Consider the following 14,812-nt stretch of genomic DNA (forward strand, 5'->3'; position numbering starts at 1 on the left):
ACTGTGTATAGATTGTGAGGCCTAACCATTTTAGGACAACCTTATTTTCTGCGTATTACTTATTTATTCGCAATGCGTTGTACATCACGAGCAATCATGACTTCTTCATTAGTAGGAATGACTATTACTTTAACAGGAGAGTGTGGATAGTTGAGAAATGCTTCTTCTCCATGTGTTTTGTTCAAAGCCGGATCCCAATATATACCCATAAATTCAAGACCGTGTAAGACTCTTTCACGCACCATGGCACTGTTCTCACCAATACCTGCTGTGAAGATGATTGCATCAACACCACTCATTCTTGCTGCATAAGAACCGATATATTTATGAATTCTGCCAGCAAAAACTTCAAGTGCCAATTCTGCACGATCATTGCCTTTGTCAGCTTCCACTTGGATATCACGCAAGTCACTTGAAAAGCCTGAAATAGCAAGCATTCCACTTTCTTTATTCAACACATCAAGAACTTCATCTGCTGTTTTTCCTGTTTTCTCCATGATATACGGAATAAGAGCAGGGTCAATGTTTCCAGAACGCGTACCCATAGTTACCCCTGCAAGCGGTGTGAATCCCATTGATGTATCAATTGATTTCCCACCTTTGATCGCAGCAATACTTGCACCATTTCCTAAATGGCAAGAGATTAAGCGCAGTTGTTCAACTGGACGTCCAAGCAATTCGGCTGCTCGCTCAGTCACATATTTATGTGAAGTCCCGTGGAAACCATATTTTCGAATTCCGTACTCTTTGTAATATTCATAAGGCAAACTGTATAAAAAAGAGCTTTCAGGCATTGTTTGATGAAATGCCGTATCAAAAACAGCAACAGCTGGTACATTTTGAAGCGCTTGTTGGAATGCCCGAATTCCTGTTATGTTGGCAGGATTATGAAGCGGCGCTAAATCAGAAAGAGTTTCAATTTGAGCTAGTACTTCATCTGTAATTAATACAGAATCTGTAAACACTTCTCCACCATGGACAACACGATGTCCGACACCTTCGATTTCATCGTATGAAGAAATGATTTTATAATTAATTAGTTTTTCTAATAATAATTTTACAGCCACTTCATGGTTTGGAATATCTAATGTTTCCTTGATTTTCTCACCGTTTACGGAAATTTCAAAAACTGAATCTTTTAAGCCGATTCTTTCCACAAGACCTTTTGTGATTACTTCTTCGCTAGGCATGTCAAATAATTGAAACTTCAATGAAGAACTGCCTGCATTTATTGCAATAACTTTAGACATTTTACAGCCTCTCTTCTACACGTATTTACAATGATCTCCTTAAGAGCAAATGCTTCTTTTCTCATTTAAGCATTGAATCAAGGAGCTTTCAAGGGCGAGCCACCTAGATAGCGCTTACATAAAAGAAGAAAATGTATTCAGATTTTTCCATAAAAATAAACGAGGAAATATCTGTATTTCCCCGCCCGAAAACGAAAGCAACTTTTTTGGAACTTCAACTAAACCCTACACCTATGCTAAACACTTTTTTCCTACAAGCAAATGCTCTCCACTTTAAAAATTCACTCATCGACTTTTGGGCTGGAGAACATTTGACCTAAAGGAGCTTTAGCTACATTCGTTTGTCATCTCACTCATAAAGCGGAACTACTATCAGTGGGGTTTTTACTGCCCGTTAATGCGGGATAAAGAAAACATCCGCTTATTCTTTATTTTCCTACTTGTTTTTCTTGGCGAAACCACGTGTCTATCTGGTCCATAATCGATTTTGTTCTAGCTGCGTCAGATAATTTTGGTAACTGAACTAACAGAGCTTCTTTCGGAGCTTGAAGTCCTTCTTTATGCTTCTGTAAAATCAAGATACTTTTCGCCGATTGCTCATTTTTAAACATGGAAAGTGGCAATTGCACGAGCCCTTGAATATGCGCGTGCTTTTTTAAGAACTCATTTAATTTAGGGGCTTCTTCCGATAAAAAGAGATTATTCGGAACGATAAAGAATGTGTATCCCCCATCCTTCAAATGCATAATACTTTGTTCAATAAAGAGATGATGCGCATAGGAATGTCCTTTATCAGAAGCAAGTGTGTACTCACTGGCTCGCAAATCATTTGGATAATAGCCAATCGGCAAATCACTCACCACAACATCAGCTGGGTCGATAAACAATGGCTCAAGACTATCTTGGTTAAAGAAATGAACTTCATGTTCTTGTAGATTCGCTCCTGCATAAGCAAGCCTAATTAGCGTTTCATCCACATCAACACCATAAGAAGTGATATTTTTGTCCGTGAGATAATTGAGAATCGTGTACAGTAAATTCCCTGTCCCAACAGCTGGATCTAACATCGACAATAAAGCTTGTCCATGAGTGAACTTCCCGATTAAATAACTGACAAACATCCCAACAGCATCAGGAGTCATTTGATGGTTTGGCTGGATGTTTTCTTTCATGCCCTTTAGAATGGCTAATTGATAGGCTTTCCGTATTTCTTCTTTCTGATACTTATCGAGAGTAAATTCTTGATAGTGTTTCATGAGTCTTTTTTGTGACAACTCACTAATTTCTTCCTGTAATACTTTTCCATGAAATATATTTTCTCCTGTTTCACCAAGAGCATCTAAATACGTACATGATAGCTCATCTTGTAAAATTTGAGCTGTTTCATCAAAAATATGGAATAAATCTTCAATCGGGGCAAATTTCAAAATATACTTCCTCCTGTTTCATTCTCGTGTATTATTCTAAAACTTTTGGGCTAGAGGCACAAGCTCCATGGCTTTTACCTAGCATTGTCCAACAATATTAGTTTAGGAAATGATCTTGACTCAATTACATGAGAGGGAAATTTCGCAAAAAACGAGACAAAAGTCAATATTATCATAAAACGATCCTTTTAAATAATAATGGGGTTCATGAATGGGGAATGTTATAACAATAAAAGGGTCAGACTCAACATTTACTATATATCGTTTACTAAGTGAACATGGCGCAATAAACGGTATATAGATTGTGAGGTCAGACCCTTTCTTGAAATATTATTTTGCTGCTTTAGCTGCTTCAATTGCAGCAAGGTAGTCTGGGTGTGAAGTGCCTTCACTCACATATTCAACATATGTAACTTGATTATTGCTATCAATTACGAATACAGCACGAGCAAGCAAACGAAGCTCTTTCATAACAACGCCAAATGCAGTACCAAATGAAAGGTCTCTATGGTCGGAGTATGTATGAACATTCTCAAGACCATTCGCTGCACACCAGCGTTTTTGTGCAAACGGAAGATCTACACTGATTGTTAATACTTTTACACCAGCCACTTTCGAAGCGTCTTCGTTAAAGCGTCTTGTTTGTGCATCACAAACTCCAGTATCAATGGAAGGAATTACACTGATAATACGGACAGAACCATCTAAATCACTAGCTTTTACTTCTGAAAGATCATTTGCCAATACGGTAAAGTTAGGTGATTGATCGCCTACCTTCACTTCTTCCCCTACAAGGGTGATCGGGTTGTTCTTAAATGTAACAGTTGCCATTAATAATTCCTCCCTTTACTTTATGTACTACCTGGTTAATGATAGAATGTTCCACCATATTTTGCAATTGTTTAACATTATGATGACATATATCTGTGAATGAGAGGGTCCAAATGCAAAGGGTCAGACCCCGTAACAACTAAATACAGTATAAGATACGTAATACTGATTTAGAGTACGAGGTTAGACCCTTATGAGACTCCCCTACAATTCAAACATTCTTTTACACTTGTTTAATGGCAACTAGCCATTTGTTAAATACCTAAATCATCTAAGTTTTGCGGTGTGTTCTTTTGATTATTCTGTTCATTTTTGGACAGCATCGATTGAATTTTTTCGCAAACGGCTGGAGCGAAATCCAGAACTTTTTCAAGTAAATGTGTACCTTGATCTAGGTGTAGCATTTTCACTCCATGTGAACCAACGATGAGAAAAGCGATGGGTGTAATAGACACACCGCCTCCACTTCCACCGCCAAAAGGTTGACCGCCCCCAGACTCACCCTTTTGACCGCCTTCCATCATAAACTCACTTCCACCTGTTGCAAAGCCGAAGCCAACCTTTGACACCGTTAGAATAACACTACCATCCGGCGTTTCAACTGGATCTCCGATAATTGTATTTACGTCTACCATTTCTTTAAGATTCTCCATTGCGGCTGTCATCAAGCCTTGAATCGGATGATCTGACATCTAATCTTCCTCCACTCTACATCAATTTCTAACTTGAATCTTTCGCCACTTGTTCGGAAGAAAATTTTACCTTTCCACCTTTCCAGTAGCGGAATATTTTGATACCTGCCACAATAGCATGTCCGATTCGAAACTCAACTATGCAAAAAAAAGAAGTACTTGCAGATGGTTTCGCGTAATCTGGAGTTATCGAATAAATTGGCATTTTTTTAAATCTTAAATATCTACTTAACAGCCCGATAATTGAGCCTTTAATAGCATAGGATCCACCAACGCAGATTCCTGTTAATACCGCATCCCCTGTGCCGATTAGACTATGCCATTGAAATGTTTTTACCTTCACTTTACGTAGAAATTTACGGACTAGTATATGAAATCCAAATACATGTTTTATTAATTTCTTCATGTTTTCAAGGCTAGTAAGCATTTCTTCAGCTGTGAAATCTTTTACAGCCTCTTGTCCAGCCTTTTCTGAATTGATACCTTTTTCTGCTTTATAGACAATGGATTTGGAATCTTCAGCTACTTTAATGATTGGAACCTTAATCGTATAACGGATAATCCCACCCCAAGCATGTATCTTCACGCGAAAGTGATCATCTTTCTGTATATGAGAGTATGTAATGTGGAGTTTTAATTTTGTTAGGAAAATAAGAATGAATATAAAAAGTAAGATTGCTATTACCAAGATTAACCACCTCATATGTTCACACCCTTTCAGCTTCTCATTCTGGTCGTATATGCAAAAAAATAAACCTGCAGGATCGATAAAATCCCACAGGTTTATTTGTTTAGCTTGAAAGGGCAAGAGGCGGGGCTTCGCAAAATCAGCTTCGCACCGCCCCCTTAGGTGATACAGTATTTAGAACCTGAACCTTTTCAGCGATAGGGTTGAGACAGGAGCTCGTGAATGTTTCTTATTACCTTCTATCTAATATAACTGTTGTATCGGCAAAGACGTCATGGAGCCCTTGCTTTTTTGGGAGGAATCCGACAATAATATAGCCTGCAAAAAGAAACTTCGCAATGAATCGGCCAATGAATTCTCTAAAAACCAATGTTCCCCACGAGATCTTTTCTTCTTTTAGGCTGACAACTCTCAAGCCGAATATCATTTTCCCTAAAGTTTTTCCAAAAAAGCGAGTCATTAGTACGAAATATAGATAGAAAACAATTGTCGTTCCAATTGCTTGAAAAGAGAAGAAGGAGCCGTCAAAAACATTCCCGGTAATGGCCATGGAAAGTGGGCTAATTAGAATTCGATTCAAACTACCGATGACTAATAAATCGGCCAAATACGCCCAAAATCTCATCCAAAATCCAGCATAGGTTACTTCTGGACGTTCTTTTACATTGAAATCTGCTACTTGATTTGTCGAAATCAACTCATGCTCCCGTAACGTTTCGTCTAAAGCAATTTGGCGAGAATCTGTTTCGTACTCTTTTTCAAGATTTACATCGTTATTTGTCTGTTTATCCTCGTTCATTCTTCCCGCCTCCTCATTGTGAATATAAGTACATTAGCCGCGGAGAATTGGTTCTTGAAAGCAATTCAATAAGACCTTCTTTCTCAAGGTCATTCCCCATTAGCTTTCTCGCGCCCATATTGAGCAGAGAACCAAAACCAGCTTGATCTGTATACCTTATCACCGAGGCGTTTTTCAATTTCAAATCTTTTTGCATCGCTGAAATTGTATCATCCAATGTACCAAGACCATCGATTAACTTCAGATCCAGCGCCTGGCGACCATCATATATTCGGCCGTCCGCTATTTTGCGAACTTCAGCATCTGACATATCCCTGCCCTCAGAAATAATTTTCACGAATTGATTATATGAATTATCAATTAATGATTGCAGGATGCTTCTTTCCTCGTTTGTCATCTCTCGGGTTGGACTCATAATATCTTTATATGGTCCGCTTTTAATCGTCACGAAATCAACGCCGTAATTCTCTGCCAATTTTCCGTAGTTCACACTTTGCATAATCACGCCTAGTGAACCCGTTAATGTTTCAGGACTTGCAAAAATTTTATCCGCTGGCGCTGACACATAATATCCGCCAGACGCTGCCATAGATCCCATTGAAACATATACCTTCACACCATTTTTTTGAATCTCTAAAATTTTGTCACGGATCTCGGCGCTTTCTACAACACCGCCGCCTGGTGAATTGACACGCAAAATCATTCCTTTTATTGCCGGAGTTTCATTCACCATATCCAATTTGTTCATAAAAGCTCTGTGATTGTAACCTGTTGTACCTAACAATGAGTTAGAATTCCCTGTATCTTGAATGACTCCTTCAATATCAAGCACAGCAATTTCGTCAAAGCCTGTACCTTGTTCAATCACTTCTGTCATAAATTCACCATCTGACCCAAGAAAATCATTAAAAAGCTTATCAACATCAACGAACATGGCTGTAGTCAAAAAATTGAATCCAATTGAGAAACCAAATAATACTACCGCAATCCCCAAAGCAGCCCAACGCTTACCATTCATTATCTTCATCCTCTCTCTACTCTGTACTATTAGAGGTTATTCAAAAAGTCTGGTAAAAAAGTTTGTGCATTGAACGAAAGCACCGTCTTGTGGTTCTCACGTATTTCTGTATACGCGAGAGGTTAAAGACGATCACTCGCAAAACTTCTCGGCCTTTTTATCATCTTTTTTGAACACGCACTACTAGTTTATGCGTTTGAATTTTCAAAATGTTTCATCTCATGATAAACTAAGAAAACACCCTAATATTGTAACAAACAATCTACTTTTTTGGAAAATAATTTCAATACCGTTGGAGGTTTTTACTATGGATAATCGTCGTAACTTATATTTCTTTCATACCCAATCTGAAGATATTATTGCTAAAGTACAGCCACTACGGGATTTAGCACCACGCTATGGATACAATATTGTATCTGATTTTAAACAAGCAAATATTATCGTTAGTATTGGGGACGATGGAACATTTCTTCAAGCAGTCAGAAAAACGGGTTTCCGAGAAGATTGCTTATATGCAGGGATTTCTACAACCGGGAACTTAAATATGTACTGCGACTTTCATTTGGAAGACACTAACAAAATGATCGAATCAACAGAAGCAAATCAAATAGAAGTACTGCGCTATCCAACGATTGAAATTAAATTGGATAACCAGCCATCTTTCTTTGCGCTCAATGAACTAAGCATTCGTTCTTCCATAATAAAAACATTTGTACTGGATCTCTTTATTGATTCGATCCACTTTGAAACATTCCGTGGCGATGGTATCGTGGTTGCTACACCGACGGGAAGTACGGCCTATAACAAATCAGTCAAAGGTGCAGTTGTGGATCCAACTTTGCCATGCTTCCAAGTTAGCGAGCTTGCTTCGATCAACAACAATACGTATCGAACGCTAGGATCATCTTTTATACTCGGACCTGAACGAATATTATCAGTCAAAATGCCACAGAATGAAAACGATTACCCAACAATCGGTCTCGACAACGAAGCAATCAGCATCCGAAACATTGAGAAAATTCAAGTAAAACTAAGTGGGAAATCGATTAAAACGATCAAACTAAAAGATAACTCATTTTGGGAAAAAGTAAAAAGAACATTTTTATAAAGTGAAACTTCAAGGGGTCGCTAACTGTTAATGCAATATAAACAAAACAAGGAGGTTGCCCATTAAGGGACAACCTCCTTGTTTTAATAAAGATCAAGCACCATGGCTTACCTGTTTTTTTACTTTATTGCTCCCTATTACTCTCTTTTTTGTAATCGAAAGCGTATAGATGACTAGTGCGCTCCAGATAAAGATGAACGCAAGTAAATGGACTTTCGTAAATGTCTCATGGTAGACAAATACGCTAAGCATCAATGAAAGAGTTGGGCCAATGTATTGCAATATCCCGAGCATGGATAGCGGAACCTTTTGTGCTCCTTTTGCAAAGAACAACAGTGGCAGTGCTGTGACCACTCCCCCTCCCATTAATAGGAAAGCTGTATCTGGCGCTGTAAAGAACGCTGAACCTGATGTAGACAAAATATAAATTATATATCCTAAAGCAAATGGAGTAATCATTAAAGTTTCTAATGTGAGTCCCATAGCTGAGTCGGCTTTTATCATTTTTTTTGCAAGACCATACAGTCCAAATGTAACAGCCAAAATGAGGGAAATCCATGGGATTGAGCCAAAGTAAATACCGAGAATAAGCACGCCTGCGCCTGCAAGCGCAAAGGCAAAGACCTGCTGTTTACTTAGTTTTTCTTTTAAAACAATGACACCAAGCAGTACGCTAACTAGTGGATTGATATAATAACCAAGACTAGTTTCCATAATCTTACCTGCATTCACTGCCCAGATGAAGGTTCCCCAATTGACGCTGACTAGAGCCGAAGCAATAAAAAGCGAGAACATGATTTTTCGATTTTGAGCAATTTCTTTTAGAAAACTAACAAAACTCTTCCATTTTCTCGAAATCAACAAAAGAATGGCCATAAAGATAAACGACCAAATAATCCGATGGGCAAGAATTTCTCCAGCAGACACATCTTGTATCAGCTTCCAATAAATCGGAATAACTCCCCAAATTAAATAAGATAATGCCGCAAAAAAGGCACCTTCTCTTTGACTTTCCAGTTTCATGACCTGCATGCCTTCTTTCTATTCTATTATTTCAGATTACGAAATATATTTATTATACATGCAAGTTTCTACTTCTTCTATTATTATTTTTTCACATAGACAATTTGTTCGTTTACAACAGTCATAGCTACTTTTATTTCAAGCCATTCATCAGGCTGTATCGTGTACAAATCTTTTTCAAAAACTGTGAAGTCGGCCACATACCCTGAAGCAATCTTGCCTCGTGACTCTTCTTGACCAATCGCATAAGCACTCCCTGTCGTATATAAGGAGAGTGCTTCATATAGTGACAGACATTCCTTTTCATCGTAAATCGTATGATCTGCATCAAATGGTTTTCTTCTTTTCACAGCAGCGTGAATGCCAAGCAACGGATTTACTGGTTCAATCGGCGCATCTGAGCCACCTGCGCAATGGATGCCTTTTGCCAAATAGGTTTTCCATGCATAGTTTACCGCCATATAGTCTTTTCCAACTTTATCAATAACCCATGGAAAATCAGAAGGGACAAAACCAGGTTGAATATCGAAAATCAACGGTAATTCTTTGGCACGCTCTAATAAATCGTGTCTCATAATTTGTGCATGAATAAGCCGATCTCTCAATCCAAGCTTCGGTGGATATGTACAAATCGCATCTAGTACCATTTCGAAGGCAAGATCACCAATTGCATGTACAGCGATTGGCATTTCATAATTTCTTGCTTTTTGAACAAGATCGAGCAGTTCTTTCTCTGTATAAATCGCCACACCTTGAGTATCCGGACGATCATGATACGGATGGCTTAATAATGCCGTGTTGCCGCCAAGTGATCCGTCTGCAAATATTTTCATCGCATCCAATTCAATCAACCCTCGTTTGCTGCGATATCCAAACCTAGATTCCTTCATATCATCAACCACTTTATTATGAACAAGCAGGTTGACACGGAATGGCAATCCCACTTCCTCAATAACGGAAACAAATGCTTGATAAGTTGGCAAAAAACCATTGTAATAATGTAAATCTTCCGAATGCCCGCCAGTTAAGCCAAGTCTATGGCAATCACGAATCGAATCTGTTAGGGCCCGTTTCACATATTCATCCGTTATACCCGGTAAATGATTCATGATCAGTTTCAGCGCAGGGTCTTCTTTAAACATACCGTTTAACCGATCATCCTCATACCGCCCAATAACTCCTCCAAACGGCTGCTCAATATTTTCCTCGATACCACTAATTGTGATAGCCAAGGAATTCACAACGACAGCATGGTGACAAACCCGTTTTAAGACGAGTGGATGTTCATTCGAAAGCTGATCTAAGTCATCTCGCAATATAAGCGTAGATTCCCGCCATTCATTTTCATTCCAACCTTCTGCTATAATCCATTCTCCAGCAGGCGTTTGTGCACATCTTTCATGTAAAGCCTTTAGGATTTCATCTCTGCTCTTCATCCGCGATAGGTCCAGCCTCATTAGCTTTTCACCATGTCCTATTAGGTGCAGATGACTATCCACAAGTCCTGGAATAAGCATCTGACCTTGCAAATCGATTTCGTTCGTAATCATATCTTGATAGGTATCTCTTAGTGCAGTAGCTTCTCCAACTTCAATGATTAAGCCATTTTTAGTAAAAATCGCCTCAACTTGATCATTTTCTGCTTGCATCGTATAAATGCTACCATTATGCCAAAGCGTCCCCATTTGATCGCCCCCTTCACACTTTCATGAAGGACATGGGAACGGGGCTTCGCGACTTACTAATATAGTCAACCGAGTTAAAGGTATACTTATTAGTCCCCAAAATCTGGCTCCGCCCCCACCATTGTGATTAGGTGAGTGTACCGTACTACTTGATTAATCCTTCATGATAAATGGTGGCGTTTTAACGCCATATTTGTTTTCTTATTAAGTGTATCACAATTTCCAGAATATTACACAAGAAAACAAGATTGTAAAAATAGCAGACATAGAGGGGCTCAAAACTATGACCTTTCCGTTATGAGCCCCTAGAGATTTCTATCAAAGTAGATCATTTTCATGTTGATCATCCGCATCTGGAATGGGTGAAGTGCCGAGAGTAGGTGTTTTATATAGTTCTTTTTTTGCTACAATTATTATTCTATATTTGAAAATTTAGCCAAGTCCTCTCTGTTCCCAATTACCACTAATAAATCGCCTTTTTGAATAATCTGCTCTGAGGAAGGAGATATGATAATATCCCCTTCTCTAACAATGGCAATAACACTAATACTGTATTTGGCACGAATATCAAGTTCTCGCAAACTTTTTTTAGCCATGCTAAGTGGTATGATGATTTCCTCAATATTGAATTCTTTTGATAGTTCAATGTAGTTCAACATATTGGGTGATAGGAGTTGATTTGCAACACGTTCCCCCATATCTCTTTCAGGATAGATGATCCAATCTGCCCCTATTTTCTCTAAAACCCGGCCATGGTGCTTGCCTAGAGCCTTCGCAATCACTTTTTTTACGCCAAATTCTTTTAATAGTAAAACGGTTAAAATGCTCGACTGCATGTCATTTCCAATTGCAACAATTACACAATCAAAATTGCGAATCCCAATTGAAAGAAGTGCTTTTTCGTCAGTAGTATCTGCTATAACTGCATGAGTAACGGATAATTCAGCATCTTCGACCCGCTCCTCATTACTATCAATGCCCAAGACTTCATGACCGGCATCATATAATTTTCGAGCTACACTCACTCCAAATCTCCCCAAACCAATAACTGCATATTGTCGTTTGACCATCACTTATATCCACACTCCCTATTTGCCCTACTCTTAATGGCAGTAAGACCCCCACTGACGGAAGCTTCACATTATTCATTACCCGATCATGATTTTTCCTTTTGGTTGACGAAACACATCTGGTTTTCGCCTCATAGCAATGGCAATAGCAATCGTTAAAGGACCTAATCTGCCTGCGAACATCGTACAAATAATGAGGACACGACCAATAGGTGAAAGTTCTGGGGTTAATCCCATCGATAAACCTACAGTGCCGAAAGCTGACGTTGCTTCAAATAAACACGTGATAAACTCATGGCCTTTTTCTGTGATGCTCAAAAGCATGGTAATTGTAATCACAAGAAATAATCCACTTACAGTTACAGTAAGAGCTTTAAATATCGTGTCAAAAACAATGCGTTTATGAAAGAATACAACATCTTCTTTTCCTTTAATTTGCGACAAGACGGTTCCAAGTAAAGTAGCAAAAGTCGTCGTTTTAATTCCGCCTCCTGTTGATCCTGGAGATGCTCCAATAAACATCAGGATAATGGTCAAAAACAACGTTGGTTGTGTTAAATCTGAAATGTTCAATGTATTAGCACCATCTGTCCTAGCAGTCACTGATTGAAACAATGCTGCTAATCCTTTTCCTAGATAGGATAAAGGCTCTAACGTTTTTTCATTACCATATTCAAACAAGAAGATTAGAATGCCTCCGCCTACTGTCAGAATAAGACTTGTGAGCAATACGACTTTCGTATGCACAGATAAACGGTTTGTATCATGATATTCATAAAGTTCATTCAGTACGATAAAACCAATTCCACCTAATGTGATAAGCGCACAGACGGTTAGCACGACCGTTGGATCTTCTGCGTAAGGGGTCAAACTCTGAAATCCCCCCATTAAATCAAAACCTGCATTATTAAAATTGGAGATCGAATGAAAAATGCCAAAATAGATGGCCCGACTAATCGACATGTCAAAAGAAAAACGAAAAGACAAAATGATTGCACCAACAAGCTCTATTATTCCTGTAAAAATTAACACTCTTTTTACTAACCTGACAATGCCAGCCATCGATAAATGGTTTAACGCTTCTCGAAGTAACAACCTTTCTCTCAGTGATATTCTTTTGCCTAAGAGAAAAAAGAAAAAAGTTGCAAATGTCATAAACCCTAATCCACCGATTTGAATGAGTAATAATATGACAATCTCTCCAAATCTGCTAAATGTGCTTCCTGTATCTACTACGACAAGCCCGGTTACACATGTAGCAGATGTTGCGGTAAATAAGGCATTTAAAAACGAGAGACCGGCTCCATCTTCGGTTGAAAGGGGAAGTTTCAGTAATAATGCACCTATTAAAATCACTGCCGCAAAGCCCAATACAAGAATTTTTGGCGGGTTTAGAACCGCTGTTATTTTTTCCATAATGATCTCCTACCTCATCTAAATATCATTCCATCCTAAGAGGTAACAAGTTAGCTGTTTTAGATTCCTGTTGATTGGAACGGAAGGCGTTCGCTTTCCGGGACGGTCCGGGAGCCTCCTCGGCGCTGTGCGCAGTGCGGTCTCCTGACTCACTTTTCCCGCAGGAGTCTCAAGCCTTTTGCTCCAATCAACATAGTGCCAAAATCAAGGATCTTTAACATAGCCTTTGTCAAAAAGAGAAAAGTAGATTGAACACAAAAAGACCAATGGTACTTTTCTCCTTGATGCAGTCATGCAATATCATTCAAAGCCCAGCGGTAAACCAAACGATTCACACAATGGCTTATTGAACACTTGCAAAACAACATGTTGATTGGAGAAAAAGAACTCATTGGTCTACTTAACGCCCAGCAAGTTATAAACTCCCTTTGCGTTCTGTCACCCAAGAAACCTTTTCATATTTACGCATAAAAAACATCCATGAGCTTCTGCTCTAAAGCCCGACAACGAAAAAGACCCACTTATTGTTCATTAGGCTGCTTTCTTGCTTCATTCACAACAAAAAAGCCCCCTATAATAAGGTGGTCTTATGACCTCCTTCGCTTTAGCCGACGAAGTTAGCTGACGGGTAGGATGGCGAAAGAGTATTTCATCCTTTCTGCAAAAGCAGAATTAACCCCAAAATAGTGGGTCCTCCGTTCTCAATGATTTGAGATTTGGCCGATATCAAATTGTTAATTACGAGAATTATTCTACGCCTGCTTTACAAACTTTGTAAACCCTCGATAAGTACAATATAAGTTCAAATCGACCCAAATACGGTTGAATTTAACATTTTTCTTTCAAAATACTCGATATTACGTAGTATTTCTACGGTTTTGGAGGTATTTTAAAGTTTTTTAAAAGATTATTATTTTGCATTGACAAGAACTCACATTGGACATTATGATAACTCCATAAATCTCGAAAATAACCGGAGGCATCATGTCAAATACCAAAAAGAAAATAGAGGCTGAAATTAGTTCTGCGTTTATTAAATTCCAGCGTGATTTGATCGGCAGAGGACCACAGGAAGCCAAAACGTATATTATTAATGACATGTTGATTACCCGTTTCAAAGGTGTTCTAACGGTTGAAGAAAAACATCTAGTCAATCGAGATTCTGGGAAAAAACTTGTCAAACAAATGCGAGAGCTTCTTCGCGAAATGTACAGCGAAGATTATGAAAAAATTGTCGAACAATATACTGGCTGTAAAGTCCTTTCCTCTCATAGTGATCTTAGTACGAAAACTGGGGAGAGAATCGAGGTTTTTATTATGGATAAAGACTTAGAGAACAGCCTTTAAAATCGTGTCTTTCAGTCTACAACGCTAGCAATCTTCACATTGTCGAATTTTGTAATTAATTGAATAAAAGAAATACATGTTTTTAGATTCATAGCTTGTATACTGTATATGATCACAAAACCTTTTTGTGAGTTGAAATTTCATTATGAATATGAAGGTGATTAAATATGGGTAATATTTCCAATAGATATGTAATTAACGCCGTAGGTAAAGGCGGTCAGACATACTTAACCCATTGTCAAGATAAAGAAGCGCTTAAGAAATGGATAGCCGATCACGAAGATCATCTTGTCATGAATGAGTTAAAGATTGTGGATAAGAAAAAGCATCCATTGTTAAAATTATTTTCTCTAAAAAGATAATTAATAAACATCCTAATCGATAAAAAAAGGTTGTCTAAACAAAGGGTCTTGACCTCACACTCTATCAACGTTTATTAAACGTTGATAGAAGATGTG

14 protein-coding genes and 1 riboswitch are annotated in these 14,812 nt (G+C 38.4%); of the genes, 3 read left to right on the forward strand and 11 right to left on the reverse strand.

From position 1 onward, the window contains the following. Positions 1-59: 59 nt before the first annotated feature. The 7 genes from V179_RS0115225 to sppA form a co-directional block, all read right to left on the reverse strand. Complete coding sequence (locus V179_RS0115225) at positions 60-1,250, reverse strand: acetate kinase (RefSeq protein WP_028392238.1); 1,191 nt, start codon at positions 1,248-1,250, stop codon at positions 60-62. A 428-nt stretch (positions 1,251-1,678) separates the two neighbouring features. Continuing rightward, a complete protein-coding gene (locus V179_RS0115230; RefSeq protein WP_028392239.1) occupies positions 1,679-2,677 on the reverse strand; it encodes a class I SAM-dependent methyltransferase in 999 nt (332 codons plus the stop codon). Between the two features lie 330 nt (positions 2,678-3,007). Further along, a complete protein-coding gene (gene tpx / locus V179_RS0115235; protein ID WP_028392240.1) occupies positions 3,008-3,508 on the reverse strand; it encodes a thiol peroxidase in 501 nt (166 codons plus the stop codon). A gap of 254 nt (positions 3,509-3,762) precedes the next feature. Beyond that, a complete protein-coding gene (gene ytfJ, locus V179_RS0115240; RefSeq protein WP_028392241.1) occupies positions 3,763-4,200 on the reverse strand; it encodes a GerW family sporulation protein in 438 nt (145 codons plus the stop codon). 28 nt (positions 4,201-4,228) lie between these two features. Next, the gene (locus V179_RS0115245) at positions 4,229-4,888 is read right to left on the reverse strand and encodes a DUF2953 domain-containing protein (RefSeq protein WP_161632350.1); all 660 of its coding nucleotides are present in this window, start codon (positions 4,886-4,888) and stop codon (positions 4,229-4,231) included. 232 nt (positions 4,889-5,120) lie between these two features. Next, positions 5,121-5,687, reverse strand: a complete 567-nt coding sequence (locus V179_RS28040; protein WP_084552372.1) for an RDD family protein — start codon at positions 5,685-5,687, stop codon at positions 5,121-5,123. A 13-nt stretch (positions 5,688-5,700) separates the two neighbouring features. After that, entirely contained in the window at positions 5,701-6,705 is a 1,005-nt protein-coding gene (sppA, locus tag V179_RS0115255; RefSeq protein WP_028392243.1) for a signal peptide peptidase SppA, read from the reverse strand. Positions 6,706-7,012: 307 nt separating this feature from the next. Between sppA and V179_RS0115260 the strand changes: the two genes are divergently transcribed. Then, positions 7,013-7,813 (forward strand): NAD kinase, encoded by an 801-nt coding sequence (locus tag V179_RS0115260; RefSeq protein WP_028392244.1) that lies wholly within the window; start codon positions 7,013-7,015, stop codon positions 7,811-7,813. Between the two features lie 93 nt (positions 7,814-7,906). On the opposite strand, the gene rarD is transcribed toward V179_RS0115260, so the two are convergent. From rarD to V179_RS0115280, 4 genes are all read right to left on the reverse strand, one after another. After that, positions 7,907-8,836: an EamA family transporter RarD gene (gene rarD, locus V179_RS0115265; protein ID WP_028392245.1), complete on the reverse strand. Its 930-nt coding sequence runs from the start codon at positions 8,834-8,836 to the stop codon at positions 7,907-7,909. A gap of 83 nt (positions 8,837-8,919) precedes the next feature. Continuing rightward, positions 8,920-10,521, reverse strand: coding sequence for an amidohydrolase (locus tag V179_RS0115270; RefSeq protein WP_028392246.1), 1,602 nt, complete (start codon positions 10,519-10,521; stop codon positions 8,920-8,922). A 413-nt stretch (positions 10,522-10,934) separates the two neighbouring features. Continuing rightward, positions 10,935-11,591: a potassium channel family protein gene (locus V179_RS0115275; RefSeq protein ID WP_028392247.1), complete on the reverse strand. Its 657-nt coding sequence runs from the start codon at positions 11,589-11,591 to the stop codon at positions 10,935-10,937. 78 nt (positions 11,592-11,669) lie between these two features. Further along, on the reverse strand, positions 11,670-13,007 hold the full coding sequence (locus tag V179_RS0115280; protein WP_028392248.1) for a TrkH family potassium uptake protein: 1,338 nt from the start codon (positions 13,005-13,007) through the stop codon (positions 11,670-11,672). 591 nt (positions 13,008-13,598) lie between these two features. Further along, a riboswitch (cyclic di-AMP (ydaO/yuaA leader) is annotated at positions 13,599-13,739 on the reverse strand. Between the two features lie 252 nt (positions 13,740-13,991). Between V179_RS0115280 and V179_RS0115285 the strand changes: the two genes are divergently transcribed. Together V179_RS0115285 and V179_RS0115290 are read left to right on the forward strand one after the other, a co-directional pair. Then, entirely contained in the window at positions 13,992-14,354 is a 363-nt protein-coding gene (locus V179_RS0115285) for a DUF2294 domain-containing protein (protein ID WP_028392249.1), read from the forward strand. Between the two features lie 167 nt (positions 14,355-14,521). Continuing rightward, complete coding sequence (locus V179_RS0115290) at positions 14,522-14,716, forward strand: hypothetical protein (protein ID WP_028392250.1); 195 nt, start codon at positions 14,522-14,524, stop codon at positions 14,714-14,716. Positions 14,717-14,812: the final 96 nt, after the last annotated feature.

The organism is Bacillus cihuensis, from assembly GCF_000504145.1.
Lineage (GTDB): Bacteria > Bacillota > Bacilli > Bacillales > DSM-1321 > Peribacillus > Peribacillus huizhouensis.

Coding starts and splice junctions, on each gene's coding strand:
- rarD (WP_028392245.1), bottom strand. CDS start 8,836: ATGAAACTGGAAAGTCAAAGAGAAGGTGCCTTTTTTGCGGCATTATCT.
- V179_RS0115270 (WP_028392246.1), bottom strand. CDS start 10,521: ATGGGGACGCTTTGGCATAATGGTAGCATTTATACGATGCAAGCAGAA.
- V179_RS0115275 (WP_028392247.1), bottom strand. CDS start 11,591: ATGGTCAAACGACAATATGCAGTTATTGGTTTGGGGAGATTTGGAGTG.
- V179_RS28040 (WP_084552372.1), bottom strand. CDS start 5,687: ATGAACGAGGATAAACAGACAAATAACGATGTAAATCTTGAAAAAGAG.
- tpx (WP_028392240.1), bottom strand. CDS start 3,508: ATGGCAACTGTTACATTTAAGAACAACCCGATCACCCTTGTAGGGGAA.
- V179_RS0115225 (WP_028392238.1), bottom strand. CDS start 1,250: ATGTCTAAAGTTATTGCAATAAATGCAGGCAGTTCTTCATTGAAGTTT.
- V179_RS0115280 (WP_028392248.1), bottom strand. CDS start 13,007: ATGGAAAAAATAACAGCGGTTCTAAACCCGCCAAAAATTCTTGTATTG.
- V179_RS0115290 (WP_028392250.1), top strand. CDS start 14,522: ATGGGTAATATTTCCAATAGATATGTAATTAACGCCGTAGGTAAAGGC.
- sppA (WP_028392243.1), bottom strand. CDS start 6,705: ATGAATGGTAAGCGTTGGGCTGCTTTGGGGATTGCGGTAGTATTATTT.
- V179_RS0115285 (WP_028392249.1), top strand. CDS start 13,992: ATGTCAAATACCAAAAAGAAAATAGAGGCTGAAATTAGTTCTGCGTTT.
- ytfJ (WP_028392241.1), bottom strand. CDS start 4,200: ATGTCAGATCATCCGATTCAAGGCTTGATGACAGCCGCAATGGAGAAT.
- V179_RS0115260 (WP_028392244.1), top strand. CDS start 7,013: ATGGATAATCGTCGTAACTTATATTTCTTTCATACCCAATCTGAAGAT.